The sequence below is a fragment of the Kribbella sp. NBC_00889 genome (assembly GCF_045207705.1).
GTDB lineage: Bacteria > Actinomycetota > Actinomycetes > Propionibacteriales > Kribbellaceae > Kribbella.
Genome location: NZ_CP108783.1, coordinates 3,774,924 through 3,792,035 on the forward strand (window position 1 = coordinate 3,774,924; position 17,112 = coordinate 3,792,035).

The 17,112-nt window shown below is 69.8% G+C and carries 15 protein-coding genes and 1 riboswitch; of the genes, 4 read left to right on the forward strand and 11 right to left on the reverse strand.

Annotated elements, in window-relative coordinates; genetic code table 11:
* Window positions 1–166 precede the first annotated feature (166 nt).
* Window positions 167–1,483 carry a sensor histidine kinase gene (locus OG817_RS18420; RefSeq protein ID WP_406056219.1) on the forward strand — a complete coding sequence of 439 codons (1,317 nt, stop codon included), beginning with the start codon at window positions 167–169 and terminating at the stop codon, window positions 1,481–1,483.
* 1 nt (window position 1,484) lies between these two features.
* Complete coding sequence (locus OG817_RS18425; protein ID WP_360439931.1) at window positions 1,485–2,141, forward strand: response regulator transcription factor; 657 nt, start codon at window positions 1,485–1,487, stop codon at window positions 2,139–2,141.
* A 9-nt stretch (window positions 2,142–2,150) separates the two neighbouring features.
* On the opposite strand, the gene OG817_RS18430 is transcribed toward OG817_RS18425, so the two are convergent.
* Window positions 2,151–2,702: a MarR family winged helix-turn-helix transcriptional regulator gene (locus OG817_RS18430; protein WP_406056221.1), complete on the reverse strand. Its 552-nt coding sequence runs from the start codon at window positions 2,700–2,702 to the stop codon at window positions 2,151–2,153.
* 120 nt (window positions 2,703–2,822) lie between these two features.
* Between OG817_RS18430 and OG817_RS18435 the strand changes: the two genes are divergently transcribed.
* Window positions 2,823–3,491, forward strand: a complete 669-nt coding sequence (locus OG817_RS18435; RefSeq protein ID WP_406056224.1) for an FMN-dependent NADH-azoreductase — start codon at window positions 2,823–2,825, stop codon at window positions 3,489–3,491.
* 63 nt (window positions 3,492–3,554) lie between these two features.
* Here OG817_RS18435 and OG817_RS18440 read toward each other — a convergent pair whose 3' ends face one another.
* The 9 genes from OG817_RS18440 to OG817_RS18480 form a co-directional block, all read right to left on the reverse strand.
* Window positions 3,555–4,397, reverse strand: a complete 843-nt coding sequence (locus OG817_RS18440) for a putative RNA methyltransferase (protein WP_406056226.1) — start codon at window positions 4,395–4,397, stop codon at window positions 3,555–3,557.
* Between the two features lie 29 nt (window positions 4,398–4,426).
* Window positions 4,427–5,281, reverse strand: coding sequence for an ABC transporter permease (locus OG817_RS18445; RefSeq protein WP_406056228.1), 855 nt, complete (start codon window positions 5,279–5,281; stop codon window positions 4,427–4,429).
* Window positions 5,268–6,239 carry an ATP-binding cassette domain-containing protein gene (locus OG817_RS18450; RefSeq protein ID WP_396389791.1) on the reverse strand — a complete coding sequence of 324 codons (972 nt, stop codon included), beginning with the start codon at window positions 6,237–6,239 and terminating at the stop codon, window positions 5,268–5,270. Before OG817_RS18450 ends, OG817_RS18445 begins: the two co-directional genes overlap by 14 nt.
* Window position 6,240: 1 nt before the next feature.
* Window positions 6,241–7,284: a LolA family protein gene (locus OG817_RS18455; RefSeq protein WP_406056230.1), complete on the reverse strand. Its 1,044-nt coding sequence runs from the start codon at window positions 7,282–7,284 to the stop codon at window positions 6,241–6,243.
* A gap of 180 nt (window positions 7,285–7,464) precedes the next feature.
* Window positions 7,465–8,079: a hypothetical protein gene (locus tag OG817_RS18460; protein WP_406056232.1), complete on the reverse strand. Its 615-nt coding sequence runs from the start codon at window positions 8,077–8,079 to the stop codon at window positions 7,465–7,467.
* A 25-nt stretch (window positions 8,080–8,104) separates the two neighbouring features.
* Complete coding sequence (gene bluB, locus OG817_RS18465; RefSeq protein ID WP_406056234.1) at window positions 8,105–9,547, reverse strand: 5,6-dimethylbenzimidazole synthase; 1,443 nt, start codon at window positions 9,545–9,547, stop codon at window positions 8,105–8,107.
* Window positions 9,484–10,836, reverse strand: coding sequence for a cobyrinate a,c-diamide synthase (locus OG817_RS18470; RefSeq protein ID WP_406056236.1), 1,353 nt, complete (start codon window positions 10,834–10,836; stop codon window positions 9,484–9,486). Before OG817_RS18470 ends, bluB begins: the two co-directional genes overlap by 64 nt.
* A gap of 43 nt (window positions 10,837–10,879) precedes the next feature.
* A complete protein-coding gene (gene cobO / locus OG817_RS18475; RefSeq protein WP_406056238.1) occupies window positions 10,880–11,494 on the reverse strand; it encodes a cob(I)yrinic acid a,c-diamide adenosyltransferase in 615 nt (204 codons plus the stop codon).
* Window positions 11,494–13,533: a putative cobaltochelatase gene (locus OG817_RS18480; RefSeq protein WP_406056240.1), complete on the reverse strand. Its 2,040-nt coding sequence runs from the start codon at window positions 13,531–13,533 to the stop codon at window positions 11,494–11,496. The genes cobO and OG817_RS18480 overlap by 1 nt, the downstream gene beginning before the upstream one ends.
* A gap of 72 nt (window positions 13,534–13,605) precedes the next feature.
* Window positions 13,606–13,738, reverse strand: a riboswitch (cobalamin riboswitch).
* A gap of 89 nt (window positions 13,739–13,827) precedes the next feature.
* Here OG817_RS18480 and OG817_RS18485 point away from each other — a divergent pair.
* Entirely contained in the window at window positions 13,828–16,779 is a 2,952-nt protein-coding gene (locus OG817_RS18485) for an AAA family ATPase (RefSeq protein WP_406056242.1), read from the forward strand.
* Here the strand turns inward: OG817_RS18485 and OG817_RS18490 are convergent.
* A complete protein-coding gene (locus OG817_RS18490; RefSeq protein WP_406056244.1) occupies window positions 16,773–17,042 on the reverse strand; it encodes a hypothetical protein in 270 nt (89 codons plus the stop codon). The two genes, OG817_RS18485 and OG817_RS18490, sit on opposite strands and share 7 nt — an antisense overlap.
* Between the last annotated feature and the right edge of the window lie 70 nt (window positions 17,043–17,112).

The window sequence follows — 17,112 nt, forward strand, 5'->3', positions numbered from 1 at the left end:
ACCGTCAGTTTCGAGTGACGCACGGCACGTAACCGGAACCGTGACCCGGCCATGACCCGGCCATGACCCGGCGTCGAGCGGCACGTCGCGGTCCTCACTCCCCGGAGGGAGGTCTCCGGCTCCCCGGAGGGAGGTCTCCGGGCCGGACGTTTGGCACCATGGAGGGGTGGCGAACGGGCTGGTGCGCGGATCGGCGCGTCCCGTGCGTGGGGCGCCGGCCCTGCTGCGTGCGGTGACCAGCCTCGGCCGGGCGTCGACGTACCTGCGCTGGGTCTACCTCCTGCTGGGCGCGGCCCTGGTGCTCGCGTTCATCCTGGTGGACAGCGCGCTGGTCGCGGTGGCCCAGGATCTCCAGTTGCCGAAAGTTGCCATCGGCATCGTCATCGCCGTGATCGCGGCCGGTCCGCCGATCGCCCTCGGCGTGCTGCCCGCGGTCCGTGAGGTCGAGGGGATCGCGGTCGAGTCGCTGCTCGGCGTCCGGTTCGAGGAGCGACCGCTCGGTCCGGCGCGGACCTGGCCGCAGCGCCGTCGGACGGCGAGCTGGTTCTGCCTGCACCTGATCGCGGGCGGCGCGGTGGGCGTTCTCAGCACGATCGTGTTCGGCGTCGGAGCGATCTGGCTCGCGGTGCCGTTCCGCTCCCCCGGTACCCGGGACATCGTGCCGGGCTGGACGTACGAGATCACTGGCGGCTGGGGCGATCTGTGGCTGCCGGCCGCGGCCGTGGGCGGGATCGTCGGCCTGTTCCTGCTCTCCGCCGCCGTGGGTGCACTGCTCGCCCACCTGGCCCCGCGCGTCCTCGGGCCGACCGCCGCGGAGCGCATCGAGCTGCTCGAGCGCCGTACGGCGACACTTGCCGAGCGCAACCGTCTGGCCCGGGAGTTGCACGACAGCGTCGGGCACGCGCTCAGCCTGGTCACCATCCAGGCGGCCGCGGCGCGCCGGGTGCTGGCGACCGATCCGGAGTTCGCCGAGACGGCGCTGGCCGCGATGGAGACGTCCGCCCGCTCCGCGCTGGCCGAACTCGACCACGTGCTCGGACTCCTGCGCGACGACCGCCGCCCCGGGTCGCAGACGACGCCGCAGTCGACCCTCGGCGACCTCGACCGGCTGGTCGACGCCACCCGGGCCGGCGGCATCACGGTCGACGTACGGCGAGACGGCGACCTGGAACGGCTGCCGGCGGCCGTCTCCCGGGAGGCCTACCGGATCGTCCAGGAGGGCCTCACCAATGCGATCCGCCACGCCGGCCACCGTGCGGGTGAGCTCACGATCGACCTCTCCATCCGGCTGGACGGTTCCGGTCTTCGCCTCGAGCTGACCAACCCGGTCAGCGGTACGTCGGACCACGCGGGCGGTGGCCGTGGTCTGGCCGGTATCCGTGAAAGGGTCGCCGTACTGCAGGGCACCGTGGCAGCAGGTCTGGACGGACCGCTCTGGCGGCTGGCCGTGACCTTGCCGGTCGCCGTGACGACGAAGGGATGAGATGAATCTGTCGGTGGTCGTGGTCGACGACGAGCCGCTGATCCGCAGCGGGCTGCGCGCCATCATCAACGCCGAGCCCGACCTCACGGTGGTGGGCGAGGCCGGCGACGGCGCGGAGGTGCTGCCGGTCGTCCGCCGTACCGGCGCCGACGTGGTGCTGATGGATGTCCGGATGCCCGCTGTCGATGGGATCCAGGCGACCCGGCTGCTCCTGGAGAACCTCGACCCCGCGCCGCGTGTGCTGGTGGTGACGACGTTCGAGAACGACGACTACGTGTACGACGCCCTGCGCGCGGGAGCCTCCGGGTTCCTGCTCAAGCGGACGCCGCCGGACGACATCATCGCGGCGATCCGCACAGTCGCCGGGAGCGAGTCACTGCTGTTCCCCGAGGCGATCCGCGCGCTGGCCCGGGCCCACGCAGGAGGGCAGTCGCCGCGGCCGACCGGCTTGGACGAATACCAGCTGACCGAACGGGAGCAAGAGGTACTACGTCTGATGGCGCGCGGACTGTCGAACGCGGAGATCGCCACAGAACTCATCCTCGGCCTGCAGACGGTCAAGACCCACGTGGCGAACGTCCTCGCCAAGCTGAACGCCCGGGACCGCACCCAGGCCGTCATCCGGGCCTACGAGTCGGGCTTCGTCCCGCTGCACTGACCTGACCGGTCAGGTGTCGGCCGGGTCCACGTTCTCGTCGGCGAGGACACAGGCGTTGTGCAGCGGGTCGACGGTGTCGGCCTTGACCGCCACACGCTGCAGGAGCATCCGGAAGCTGGCGCGCTCGGAGTCCTCCAGACTGCCGAGGACCTCCTCCTCGGCCGTCGCAAGTCGCTGCTCCAGCTCACACAAGGTCTCCCGGCCCTGCTCGGTCGCCACGATCAGCCGCGCCCGGCGATCGGCCGGGTCCGGCTGTCGCTGGACCAGGCCGGCCTTCTCCAGGTCGTCCAGCAGGTAGGTCATCACGGTCCGGTCCACGCCGAGCTGCGCCGCGAGGTCGAGCTGCCGCTTCGGGCCCTCCCCATGTGCGGCCGCCAGCACCTGGTAGCCGCGCGGTCCGCCCGGTACGTCGTCGAGCACCGCGGCGGCCGTCTTGGCGTACCGCCGGAAGACGACGCCCAGCGCCCAGCCGAGGTCCGTCTCGACCGGCGCACCGCTGGCGGTCCGGTGGGGCGCTCCTCTGGCTGCCCGGCTCCCGACGTCGGGCGAAGTACTGGTCACGCCCCCATCGTACGTGGTGTACGCCACTCGGAATACGATCTGACTTCAATATGTTCTGCCTCACAGATTATCTTCAGGACAGCTCGTATGAGCCGCCCCCAATCTGATGGAGATGAACGAATGACCACCCTGTTACGCGTCGACGCCAGCATCCGGGTCGAAGGATCGGTGAGCCGCGCTCTGGCGGACAGCGCCGAGGCGGCCTGGAAGGCGGAGCACCCGGACGGCATCGTGGTCCGCCGCGATCTCGGGTTGCACCCGCTGCCGTCGACCATCTGGCCGACGCTGGCCGCCGCGCAGGTGGGCGCCGAGCCCGCCGACGGCGCCGACCGCACCCCGCTCGCCGAGGCGAAAGCCCTCGCCGAGCAGCTCGCGAACGAGGTCAAGACCGCGGACGCCATCCTGCTCGCCGTCCCGCTGTACAACTACGGCATCGCCAACAACGTGAAGACCTGGATCGACCTGCTGCTGATCGACCCGGAGCTGGTCCGCGGCACCGCTGGGACGGCGGGCCGGCCGGTCATCTTCACCCTCGCCCGCGGCGGCGGCTACAGCCCCGGTACCCCGAAGCACGGCTGGGACCACGCCACGCCGTACCTGGAGCGGGTCTTCGCGGACATCTTCGGCATGAACGTCCGCACCGCCGCCGCCGAACTCACCCTGGCCCCGGTCACCCCGGGCATGGAGGAGCTCGTCGACGCGTCCAAGGTCTCCGAGTCGGAGGCCCGGGTCACCGCTGAGCAACACGGCACCGTGGTAGCCCGCGAGCTCATCGGCAACGCGGCCTGACCTCCACGCGTCGTGCTCGCCTGACTGCGAGCCTGGTGCGGTGCCGTGCTAGCCGGCACCGGATCAGGCGACCTGCCAGGTCGACAGCGTGACCGACAGCGTGACGATCGAGGGTTCGGGCAGTACGGCGATCCGTTGCGCCAGCTCGCGATAGTTCAGATGACGCGCACTCGGCGTCATCAGCACCAACTGCTCCACCGCACCCCGGTCGAGCCGCATCGTCTCCTCGACGACTTCCCGGCCGGTGTTCACGAATGCACCGGCGAGTGATTCCCGCAGCCGGCGCTCCTTCTCCTCGTCGACCGTGACGAGCCCCAGTACGCCGACCAGTTCGGCGAGGTGCTCCTGATTCGGTGTCACCACCAGGAGCGAACCGCCGGGCGCGAGGACCCGGGCCATCTCGGCGGCGTTGCGCGGCGCGAACACGTTCAGCATGAGGTGCGCGGAGTTGTCCAGCAGTGGCAGCTGCTGCCACGCGTCGCACACCACGGATCCGATCCGCCGATCCACCTTGGCCGCGCGGCGGGCGGCGTACCTGGAGACGTCCAGGGCGAGGCCGCGACGGGCGGCTGAGGCACCCACGACACCGGCGAGGTAGTAGCCGGTGCCGGCGCCGATCTCGACGACCAGTTCCTCGCCGTCCGGCCGCAGGCTCGCGGCGGCGTTGAGGATCAGCGCGTCCCGGATCGGGGTGTAGTGGCCGCCGCCGAGGAAGACCGTCCGGGCACCGACCATCGCGGCCGAGTCGCCGTCGATCCCGGTGGATGCCGAGGGCAACAGATTGAGGTAGCCCTGCTTGGCCAGGTCGTACGTGTGCCCTTGCGGGCAGCGCGCCGTACGGTCGGTCAGGGCGAGTGCGTCCGCGCAGACGGGACAGCGCAGTACGGCGACCAGGTCGGCATCCATCGACCCAGTGTCTCAGTCCCCCGGGTGGGTCAGGTGATGTCCCGGCTGGTGAGGCGCGCCCAGGCGGCCGTGTAGAAGACGACCAGGTAGGCGGCCTGCACGAGCAGGTTGCGGACGATCTCATGCCAGTACGGCGGATCTCGGAGCAGGTCGGCGAACGACTGCCACCGGTACATCAGCAGCCACGGATGGATCGCGTGCAGCTGCGGGATCGCGGTCATGATGCCGAGCACGATGAACGCGCCGAAGGTCGCCGCCATCGCGGCCAGCGGGGTCGACGTCAGCGACGAGACGAAGAGGCCGATCCCGGCCAGCCCAAGCAGCGACAGCGAGATCACCACTGCGATCAGGAGAGCGCGGAACAGGCCCTCCCCCAGCGAGACCGTCGTCCCGGACAGCAGGAGTACGTCGCCGACCGGGAAGAGAATGATGCCGACGATCAGCCCGGAGATCCAGATCGTCATCGTCGCGGCCAGGCAGAACACCGCGAGCGCGACCATCTTGGCCGCGAGCAGCCGACTGCGCCCGGCCGGTGCGGTGAGCATGTTGCGCAAGGTGCCGAGGCTGGCCTCGCCGGCGAGAGACTCGCCCGAGATGACGGTGACCGCGGTCGGAAGGAAGAACGGCAGGGAGAGGCCGAGGCTCGCGACGATCAGGAACAGGCCGTTGCCGGCGACCTGACCGAGGAACCCCTGGGCGTCGCCGTCGGAGCCGGAGAGCTTGATCGCGATCCCGATCAGCAGCGGGACGGCGGCGAGGACGCCGAGTCCGGCCTGGGTGCGGGCGCGCCCGAAAACGAGCCGCAGCTCCGAACGGAACAGGCCGAGCGTGTGCTGGCCCGCGGTCACCCGCCGGCCGCTCTCGACAGTGCTACTCAGCGACATCGAAACCCTCCCCCGTGAGCGCGACGAAGGCCTCCTCCAGGCTGGGGCGTTCCAGCCCGAAGCCATGGATGCGAACATCGGCGGCGACCAGGGCCGCCGCGAACTTGTCGACCGGGAGGTCGCCGGAGTCGCCTTCGACGGTCTCCTCGGTGGTCTTCAGATCGGTGGCGCCGAGGCTCTTGAGGGTCTCGGCCGCCTGCGCGAGGTCCGGCGTACGGACGACCAGACGGGGGCGGAGCTCGGCGCGCAGGTCGGCCACGGTCGACTGGCGGACGAGTTTGCCGCGGCTCATCACGGCCGCGTGGGTGCAGACCTGCTCCACCTCGGCCAGCAGGTGGGTCGAGGTGAACACCGTCGTGCCGTCGCTGGCCAGCTCGCGAATCAGGTTCCGGACCTCGCGGGTGCCTTGCGGGTCGAGGCCGTTGGTCGGCTCGTCGAGCACCAGCAGGTCGCGACGCTGCATCAACGCGACCGCGATGGCGAGCCGCTGCCGCATACCGAGCGAGTAGGCCCGGACTTTCTTGCCTGCGGCATTGGACAGACCGACCCGCTCGAGGGCTTCGGCCGCGCGGGCCTTGCGCGTGCGTGGGTCAGCGGTCCGGTCGGCCGCGTCGAAGCGCAGCAGGTTCGCCTGTCCGGTCCAGAACGGGTAGAACGCCGGCCCTTCGACCAGCGCGCCGACCCGTGGCAAGACCTTCAGCTGGGCCTTCGGCATCGATTCGCCGAGCAGCTCGACCGACCCCGAGGTCGGCGCGATCAGCCCCAGCAGCATCCGGATGGTCGTCGTCTTCCCGGACCCGTTCGGCCCGAGGAACCCGAACACGCTCCCCGCGGGGACCTCCAGGTCCACGGTGTCCACCGCCACCTGGCCACCGTGGAAACGCTTCGTCAGTCCCCGCGTGACGATGGGTGGGGCGGCCGATGCCGCGGGTGGCGGCGGCTCCTGCGGGGTCGTCACGTCAGCGGGGAGCCTTGGCTGCGGCGGCCTGCAGGGTGTCGGGGGTGACCAGACCGGCGAAGACGCGGCCGTCGTCGGTGATCAGGGCGCTGACCATCTTGCTGGTCAGGATCTTGCCCTTGCCCCAGGAACCCTCGACCGTACGAGCGTTGGCGAGCAGCTGGTCGACCGGGCCGTTGCCGGTGGTCTTCACGCCGCGGACCATCACCACGCTCTCCCAGCCCGTGCCGATCACGGTCGGCTTGTCGCCGCGCTGGGCCGGCGCCTTCTCACCCTTCGGCCCGACCGCCTTCGGCGGCTTCACCGGGTGCGGGGCCTCGCGCGTCGCGGGCACCTTCTTGTCCGTCACTTTCACACCCTTCGGCGGGGTGAAGCTGAACGTACTCGCCGCCGGTACGTCGAACGACACCGAGGAGAAGCCGAGTTCCACGGCCGGGTCGTTGCCGGTCCGCGGCATCACGGTCACGTCGAGCGGGACCCACGTCTTCGAGTCGATCGCCAGCGTCACCGAGCCGACCGTCGTACGGTCCGTCTTCGGCACCAGGCGCAGCTTGTAGGCGTCCCGGCCGGCGACCTTCTCCGTACCGCTCACCTCGACCTTGGTGGTCGGGTCGATCGCGTCCAGGAACTGCTTCGCGACCGCCTGCGGGTCGTAGTTCTGCGGCGCGACCTTGGGCTTGTCCGGCTTCGCGGAGCGCGCCGGCAGCGTCAGCTTGACGGCCTCACGCCGGGACGAGTCGTACGCCCAGGCGGACTTGCCGTCGGTCGTCCAGACCCGCTCGGCCTGGTTGTCCAGGACGGACACCCGGGCCTTGTCCGGGGTCGCGAAGGCGACGCGGGCGGTGTGCTGACCGCTGAGCAGCTCGGAGACCGGGTTGCCGCCCTCGACACCAGGGATCGCGGGCAGGCCGAGATCCGCGGAAGAGCGGACCGTGCCGCTCAGCCCGTCGACCTTGGCCGTCTGCACCCTGGCGAGCAGATCCTGCGCCGTGATGCCGGGCAGCTTCGGGGAGGCGTCCGCGACCACTGGCCCGAGTGCCCCCACACCTGCCACTACCGCGATTGCCGTAACCGGAACCAACCACCGTCGACTGCGCTGCGTTACGCCCATGTAGTCAAGACTCGCACCGCGTCGCGGCGGAACCAAGAGGTCTCAGGGTGGGTTCACCCAAAAGAGTGAGCCGCGCGTACTACCAGGGTCGTACGCGGGGCCTGGTACGGCGGCTCAACGGCTCTGCAGCGCGTCCAGGGCCACGGTCATCGCGGCGGCCACGCGGAAGTCGAGGCGCTGGTCCTGGACGGTGACCCGGTACCGGTCCCGGACCGTGAGCCTGCGCTCCACCGACAGTACCGGCTGACCGCTGTTCACGTCGGTGAAGTCGAAGTGGAAGATGAACGGCAGCGGGATCTCGCCGACGAACGGCACGAACTCCCAGATCCGGCGGACGATCGCGATCGTGGGGTTACGCTCCGTCCCGCTCGAGTGCACATGGCCGGCGCTCAGCTGCCAGCTGGACCGCAGCAGGCTCTTGCCGAACTCTTTCTTGAACCAGCCGATCGGCTGGCCGTCGGCGTCCATCACGTCGTAGCCCGAACCCAGGTCGATCGACTTGCGCGCCTTGAACGAGAACACCGGCCGGGTCTTGGTGTCGTCGGTGTAGAACGTGACCTGCTCCTTGAACGCCATCCGCTTCTGCTGCGCGAACGCCAGCAGCGGCCCGTCCGAGCCGTCCGGGTTGGTCGTGATCAGCTCGTACTTGTTCGCCATCATCGTGACCCGCTGCTTCATCGAGAACGCGGGCACGTACATGGCGGCTGGGCCCTCAGGAGGAACGGTCATGCGAGGAGTGTGACAGCATTCCCGCTCATCCAGCAGTCGTCACCCCGCAGGCCGATGCACCGACGCGCAGTCCCCGCGCCATCGCATCGGCCAGTTCGGATTGCTCGACGATCTGGACAACGAACTCGCCTACGCCCTGCAACGCAAGGTCCCGTGCGAGCTCGACACCGAGCTCCACCGCCTCGACCGGCGTACGAGCAGGCCGCCACAGCACACCGAAGTCGGCTGTGGGTTTCTGTGGACTCAGCTGTACGACGAGCGCCTCGGGCTGCTCCAAGTACTGCGCCGGATCGCCGCCCACGATGAGTCGGACGAGCTGTCGGCTGTTTGTCCGTACGGCGTTCTGCTGTGCCTGCACCGCGTCGTCGACGATCGACGTGGGTGCGACGCCGGGAAGGCCGCGCCGGCCCCATTCCTCTTGGTGGACTGCCCAGGCGAGTGGGCGGCGTGCAGCCCAGCCGGTGCGTACCAACTCGGGTGCGGTGGCGAACTCCTCGACGTACCCGACACAGAGGTAGCCGACGAGCTCGATGTGGGTGGGGAGGTCGAGTACCGCGGCGACCTCGGCGGGCTCGAAGAAGGAAACCCAGCCGACGCCCAGTCCTTCGGCTCGCGCGGCGAGCCAGAGGTTCTGGATCGCGATCGCCACGGAGAACCAGGTGGTCCGTGGGTCCGCGTGCCGACCGAGCACATGCCGCCCGCCGCGGCCCGCGTCGCAGGTGACCGCGATGTTCAGCGGGGTGTCCAGGATGGCTTCGATCTTCAGGCCGTCGAATGACTGCCGGCGGTCGGACGGCAGACTCGCCGCGAACGCGTCCCGCTGAGCCGACGCCAGGTCATGCACCTTCCGCCGCGTGGCCACGTCCCGAATCAACAGAAAGTCCCACGGCTGACTCAACCCCACACTCGGAGCCCGATGCGCAGCCTCCAACACCCGCCCCAACACATCATCAGGAATCTCTCGCTGCAGAAACCCCCTCCGCACATCCCGCCGCTCCGCAATCACCCGATGGACGATGTGCCGTTCTGCAGGTGCATAGCCAGGAGCAGCAGGCAAGCGGCCGATGGCTGTTGTCGCACGAGTTGAACGACGCTTCGTGACCAGCAGTTCGGCGCCGGTGAGGAGCACTGCAGCTTCTGCAACGCCTGGCGTGCCGGTTAGTTGGTCGACCTTCTCGCTTGGGGTGGGGACGGACTGGCGGGCCAGCTCTTCGGCGGGCGCGGTTTGTAGGTCGGCGCTCAGGGAGGCGGCCAGGCGTTGGACGCCTGGCTCGGTTTCGCGGCCGGCGACCGTGACGACGAGTCGGACCGTGCCTCCGCCGGCCTCCTGTAGCGCGTCGTGCACGAGGTCACGGAGTTCGCGGTACGGCGTACCGGAGCGGAGGCCGATGCCGACGACGAGGTTCACTTCTCGAGCCCCGCATGCACACGTGCTTCCGCGACGAAGCGGGCCGGGACGTCCGGGCACGCCGTCCAATGCAGATGCAGGTACGACGCGTGCACCCGAGGCAAAGCGATGCCCTCGACACCAGCGGGCAGGTGCCACGCGGGATCGACCTGGGCGTCCAGCTCGATCGCCGTCCGGTGGAACTCGTGACCGCGGACCCGACGACCCTCGTCGAAGAACGCAGTCGTGGTGGCGGCGATCGCCGTCCGGTAGCCGAGGGTCAGGCGGTCGGTCATCCGAGCGGTCGCAGGGAGCACACCCGTCATCGGATGGCCGTCCAGCTCGCGACACAGATAGAGCAGTCCGGCGCACTCGGCGATGACCGGCAGCCCGGCCGCGATCTCGGACGCCACCTGCCGACGGAGTACGTCATTGGCCGACAGCGCTTCAGCGTGCAGCTCCGGGAAGCCACCACCCAGATACAGCGCCGAGGTTGCTTCAGGCAATGGGTCCGACAGCGGGTCGAAGGAAACAACATCGGCGCCCGCGGCAACCAGCAGCTCGGCAGTCTCGGTGTAGCGGAACGAGAACACGGGTCCACCGGCAACCGCCACCACCGGCCGACCTTCACCCGCCTGAGCCACCTCCGCGGTCGGGTCCCACGCCTCGACGTCGAGATCTGTGGCGGCATGGGCAGCGGCGACGAACGCTTCCAGGTCGACGCCTTGGCGGACCAGTTCGGCGGCAGCCTCAACCGCCGCCGAGGCTTGCTCCCGCTGCTCATCTGCCGGGACCAGACCGAGGTGACGGCTGGGCACGGTCAGGCGGGTGTCGCGCCGAAGCACACCGAGCACCGGTACGCCGGTCGGCGCCACTCCGGCCCGGACCTCGGCCTCGTGACGGTCCGAACCGACCTTGTTCAGGATGACGCCGACGATGCGGATCTCGGTGTCGAAGGCAACGAAACCCTGGACGACGGCGCCGACGCTTCGACCCGCAGCCGACGCCTCGACCACCAGCACCACAGGTGCCTTGAGCAACTTCGCGACGTGGGCGGTGGACGAGAACCCTTCGGTCCCGAGGGCGCCGTCGTACAGCCCCATCACGCCTTCGACAACGGCGAGGTCTGCGCCAGCGGCACCGTGAGCGAACAGCGGGCCGACGCGCTCCTCGCCGGACAGCATCGGATCGAGGTTCCGCCCGGGACGACCCGTGGCGACCGCGTGGAACCCAGGATCGATGTAGTCCGGCCCCACTTTGAACCCGGCGACCGTGCGCCCGGCCCGCCGCAGCGCCGCCATCAACCCAACGGCGACCGTGGTCTTCCCAGCCCCCGAAGCCGGCGCCGCCACCACAACCCGCGGGATCACCGGGTCTCCCCCACTGCGGCGCGTTCCCTGACCCCGCCGGGCGTTACCACTCGATGCCCTTCTGACCCTTCTGGCCTGTGTCCATCGGGTGCTTGACCTTGGTCATCTCGGTGACCAGGTCGGCGGCGTCCAGCAGGCGCTGGTCCGCGTTGCGTCCGGTGATCACGACGTACTGGTGACCGGGCCGGTTCGTCAGCGTCTCGATCACCTCGTCGACGTCGACCCAGCCCCACTTCATCGGGTACGTGAACTCGTCCAGGACGTACAGGTCGTGTGTCTGCGCGGCGATCCGGCGCTGGATCTCGCGCCAGCCCTCCAGCGCGTCGGCGGCGTGGTCCTCCTCGGTGCCGGCCTTCCGCGACCAGCTCCACCCCTCGCCCATCTTGTGCCACTCGACCGGCCCGCCCTGACCGGTCGCCGTGTGCAACTCACCGAGCGCCTTGAACGCGCTCTCCTCGCCGACCTTCCACTTCGCGCTCTTGACGAACTGGAACACACCGATGTTCCAGCCCTGGTTCCAGCCGCGCAGAGCCATCCCGAAGGCGGCCGTCGACTTTCCCTTCATCTCACCGGTGTGCACCATCAGCAGCGGCCGGTTCCGGCGCTGGCGGGTCGTCAGGCCGTCCTGCGGCACCACACTGGGCTGCCCCTTCGGCATCAGGCCGCCCTCCGGTCCGTCACCGTGCGGATGAGGTTGCCAGCGGCAACTTCACCGAGATCGAGGTACTCGGCGCCGAGGTCGGCCGCGAGCTCCCCGGCCAGCCCGAGCCGGACGCCGCGGCGCGGCTCGCAATCGACGACCACCGTGGCGATTCCGTGCTGGGCAAGCCAGCCGGCCGCCTGGCGGGCGCGGGCGAACGCGTTGTCTCCGTGGGTGGCTCGGCCGTCGGTGACGAGCACGAGCAGTGGGCGTCGACGTGGGTCGCGGATCGCGGCGATCCGCAGTACCTCGGCGGCTTGCAGCAGTCCCTCGGCGAGCGGCGTACGTCCGCCCGTCGGCAGCGATTCAAGCCGGCGTACGGCGGTCTCGACGCTGCCGGTGGGCGGCAGGGCGACCGTCGCGGCGGCACCGGCGAACGTGACGAGGCCGACGGTGTCACGGCGCTGGTACGCGTCCAGGAGGAGCGAGACGATCGCGGTCTTCACCTCACCCATCCGCTTCTTCGTCCCCATCGAGCCGGACGCGTCCACGCAGAACAGCACGAGGTTGCCCTCGCGCCCTTCTCGTACGGCGAGCCGCACATCCGCCGCCCGCACCGCGAGCCCCGGCCCGGTCCGCCCGCGCGCATGCTGATGCGGCGCCGCGGATCGGATCGTTGCCAGGAGATGCGGGCGGCCTGCCTCACGTCCTGCCCGTGAACGGTCGCCCACTACGCGCCCGACCTCGGTGATCGCCCGGGACCGCCGACCAGCGACGCCTGTCCCGGCGGCCTGCACACTGAGTAACCGCGCCTTGTAGGGCTCCGAGCTGCCGACTACCTCACCAGCCGGCGCCGGCCCAGGCCGGCCACTCGCCTCGCCGCCTTCTGACCCATCCCGGTCGGCTCCCGCCGAGTCTGCGGTGGAGTCGGCAGGGTCCGCGTCCGCGTCGGCCGGACTGCCGTCGTCCGCGGGATCCGCTCCCCCGCCCGGACCGCCTGGACCGTCCGGATCGTCGTCCGGGTCCTCCGGGGGCGGAGTGCTGTTGTTGATCGCCTCTTCCAGTTGGTCCTCGTCAAGACCTGGAGCGTCGAACGGATTTCGACGACGCCGGTGCGGCAACGCCAGCTTGGCGGCCGCGCGTACATCATCCACCTCGACCACAGTGCGCCCGGACCAGGCAGCGTGGGCAACCGCCGTACGCGCGGTGACCAGGTCGGCCCGCATCCCGTCGACGTCGAACGACGCGCAGATCTCCGCGATCTGACGCAAAGCGGAGTCGGTGAGAATCACCTCGGTCAGCAGGGCACGAGCCTTGACAATGCGCTCGGCGAGCTCGCGCTGCGGACCGTCGTACCGAGCAATGAAGGCATCCGGATCAGCCTCGTATCCGAGCCGAGCCCGCATCACCTCGACCCGGACGGCAGGATCCCGGCTGGCGACGACATCAACAGTCAGCCCGAACCGGTCGAGCAGCTGCGGCCGCAGCTCACCCTCCTCCGGGTTCATCGTGCCGACCAGGACGAACCGCGCCGGGTGCGTGACCGACACCCCGTCCCGCTCGACCGTCGCACGTCCCATCGCCGCCGCATCGAGCAGTACGTCGACCAGATGGTCGTGCAGGAGATTGACCTCGTCGACGTACAGGATCCCGCGGTGCGCCGCGGCCAGCAGTCCAGGCTCGTATGCGGTGATGCCCTCGGCCAGCGCCTTCTCGAGATGCAACGACCCGAGCACACGGTCCTCGGTCGCACCCACTGGAAGCTCGACCAGCCCGGCCGGCCGGGAGTCGCTGACCGACGAATGCGGCCCGTCGGGACAGGCCGGGTCCGGGTGGTCGGGGTCGCAGGAGAAGCGGCAGCCCGGTACGACGTCCACCGTCGGCAGGATCTCGGTCAGTGCGCGGACCGCGGTCGACTTCGCCGTACCCTTCTCGCCCCGGATCAGCACCCCACCGATCGCCGGCGAGATCGCGGCCAGAATCAGGGCGAGCTGAAGATCGTCCATCCCGACCACGGCGGTGAACGGGAAACCACTGGACGGTGAGGCAGGCCGCATGAGCGGTGGATCCCTTCGTCGAGCGGGTATCCACGCCCGCCGGCAGCTGGTACGCCGTACCACGGAGACCGCAGTCCGACGGACGGAGGTGGATGTCCTGGCTTCCGGGATTCACCCCGGTCACAGTGGCGGGACCGCCCCGGACTCCCGGCCGAAGCCGGTCACCGGTGTTCCTCCACAACCGTCCGCCCGATCATGACACACGCCACCCATCCCTCAGCGACCAGGTTCACACCCGCACCCGGCGGTGGTGGGCCTGTCGGTTGGGCGCGGATGGGTGTTCACTGAGGTGGCATGGGGGGTCTTCGGGCCGATCATCGGTTTGCGGGACGGGCCGTCGAACAGGAACTGCTCGGCGACGTGCTGCGCGACGCCGTCGGCGGGATCCCGCGCGCGATCGTGATCCACGGTGAAGCCGGCATCGGAAAGAGCCGCTTGGCGCGGGAGATGTGCCGGGATCCGCGGCTGACCGTCCTGTGGGGATCGTGCGTGCACTTCGGTGGCGCGTCGGTTCCGTTCGCCCCGATCAGCGGCGCACTGCAGGACTGGCTCAGCCAGGCCGACGCGGACGAGCGGGAGCGGATCCTCGCCGCGACCGATGGGCTGACCGCCTTGCTTCCCTCGATCGGCACGAACGGCAGCGGCAGCGCGGCCGACGGCATCGACTCGACGCGGCTGCCGATGCTGGTCGATCTCGTGCTGAACCGGATCGCGGACCAGCGCCCGACGGTGGTCGTCATCGACGACCTGCAGTGGGCCGACGTGGCCTCGCTGGACGTGCTGTCCTACCTGATCGCCGGATTCCGGGTCCAGCGGCTGGTCCTGATCGCCACCTGCAGGACCGAGGAACGCGGCGAGGGGCATCCACTCCACTCCTGGCTGGCCGACATGCGCCGGATGCCGTACTTCGGCGAGATTTCCTTGCAACCGCTCGACCTGGGGGCCGTCAGCAACCAGATCGAAGGACTGCTCGGCCACACGCCCGACATCGAGCTCGCGACCGAGGTCCTGGCCAGGTCGGACGGCAACCCCTATCTCGTCGAACTCATGGTCCGCGGTCTGTCCGGCTCCGAGCGCAGTCTGCCTCCAACAGTCCCGGCCGCACTCGGGGAAGCTCTGCTCGCCACCTGGCACGGCCTCAGCGAACAGGCCCGGCTGCTCACCAGAGTTCTCGCCGTTGGCGGTCGCCCGACGTCGTCCGCGGTACTGAGCCAGGTCGCATCCGGCCATGGGATCGACGCGAATCAGATCACCCCCAGCCTGTCCGAGGCGCAGGACCGCGGGGTCGTGCGCAACGACGGCGGCAGCTGGTGGTTCCGCCATCCGCTGCTGGCCGAGGTCCTGTACGACGGCCTGTCCCCCGACCAAGCGATCGAGCTGCATTCCGACTACGTCCGAATACTCGAGTCGCGCCCCGCCGAGTTGACGGCCGCCGACCTGGCGGTCCACAACGAACGAGCCGGCAACATCGATGCGACCTTCCGCTGGTCGCTGGTGGCGGCCGACCAGGCAGCACAGCTACGGGCCCCGTCCGAAGAGGCGATCCAACTCCGCCGCGCGTGCGCTGTCTGGGAGTCGGCATCACCGGCGATCCGAGGCGGGCGTGACGACAGGATCCGCTTGTTGCGACGGACAAGCACGATCTGTCTCCGGGCAAGCCTGGCCGACGCGGCCGTCCCGCTCCTGACCGAGGCATTGAGCCTGGTGGACAAAACGCGCGAGCCGTTGCTGGCCTGCGATCTCCTGGTCGCGCGGTCCGACGCCCGCTGGAGCTCGACCGCACCCGGCATGCCGGACCTGGCCGACGTTCGGGAAGCGATCGAGTTGACGACCGACTTCCCCGCGAGCGCGGAGCGCGCCGTCGCGTTCGCCGAGCTGTCCGAGAGCGAGACGCTGCACGGCCTGCCGGACGACGTACTGCACGCAGAGGAAGCGGTCCGGATCGCGCATAGGTCAGGCTCGGCGCAAGCCATCGGGCGAGCCTTGGGTGCATTGGCGGCTGTGTCCGACAGTCGCGCGCCGCTCGAGTCGCTCGCCGGTGCGGAGGTTGCGGAGCAGCTGGCCAGGTCCTGTGGAGATATCGACACCGCCACCAATGCCGCCATCTTCCGTTTCAATGCCCTCCACACGATCGGCCCGCGATCCGACGCAGCCGAGGTCACTCGCGCGTCGTATGTCGAGGCGGTCTCCGCCGGCGCCGGTGTCTGGGCGTATTTCCTCGCCTTCCAGGCCGCCGGTGAGCTGATCGAACTCGGCCGGTGGGACGAGTGCCGTGACTTGTTGCGGTCAGCGTTGGCGGCCCGCGCGGCCGATATCCCTGGAGCAGGCGTCAGGCTGGCCGCAAGCCTGCTCGCCGTCAGGTCGGGCCGGACCGAGGAGGCCCGGCAGCATTTCGATCGGGCGTTGGAGCTGATCTCCGACGACTTCAATCCGCTCCGCCCGTACATCACCCGCGTCGGCATCGAGCTGATGACGGCGGAAGGCAAGGTCGCAGACTCCGTGGCCTGGGCACGCCCACGTCTGACCGTGCTGGATCAGGCGCCTGAGGGGTGGGATGACGAGGTACTTCCGGGCTTCGCCCAGGCGGCGGCCGACGCAGCCTGCGCCGCCCGCGACCGCGGTGAGGTCGCCGCCGTCGCTGCGGCCGCGGACGCGCTCGACAGCGTCATCGACGGATGGCCGCGGGCGCCCTTCGCCGACGCCATGGGTGGCGTGGATGTCCAAGCGATGAATGAGGCACTCCTTGCGGCCGAGATCGGCCGCTGCCGGAACACCCTGGATCAAGCTGACCTGTGGCGCCGCGCGGCAGACGCGTGTGGTGTTGCCGGAAGTCGCTGGGATCAAGCGGTCGCGCAGTGGCGGTGCGCCGAGGCTGAGCTCACCAGCGGACCGACTTCGGCGCAGGCACGCGGCCTCCTGCGGCACGCTCATGAATGCGCGGTCGAGTTGGGCGCCGAGCCCTTGCGTCGAGAGGTCGAGTCGCTCGCGCGGCGGGCAAAGGTTGACTTGAGCCCGGTCGAGGACGTGCCGTCCGTCGACGACTCACGGCTGGCAGCGCTCACCGGGCGGGAGCGGGAGGTCCTGACGTTTCTCGTGGCCGGGCGGTCGAACTCCGAGATCGCCAAGGATCTGTTCATCAGTGACAAGACGGTCAGTGTTCATGTCTCGAACATTCTGCGGAAGACCGGGACTACGAGCCGGGTGGCAGCCGCCGCTCTGGCTGAGCGGCGGCTGCCTGGTCAGTGAAGGTGGACCGGATGGCGACGTCGGTAGGCCCAAAGTGCGGCCAGGGCGATACCGGCCCCACCGATGGCGCTTGCGCCGGCCTGCCGAGCTTCGGCGAGGTTGTCGTCGACCTCGATCGTCGGGCTCGGATCGTGGACGACCACGACAGGCTGCCGGTAGTCGTCTTCGGGATAGATCTCGCGCGCCGAGGCCTGGGATGCGATCGCCAGGGTGATGCCGACGGTCAACACAGGTACGGCCACGAGGGTACGGATGTGCTTCACGGTTCCTCCTCACGGCGCGGATCGCCGTCTGCATTCACCCTGCGGCCGGGCCCGGAGTCGCCACATCGGG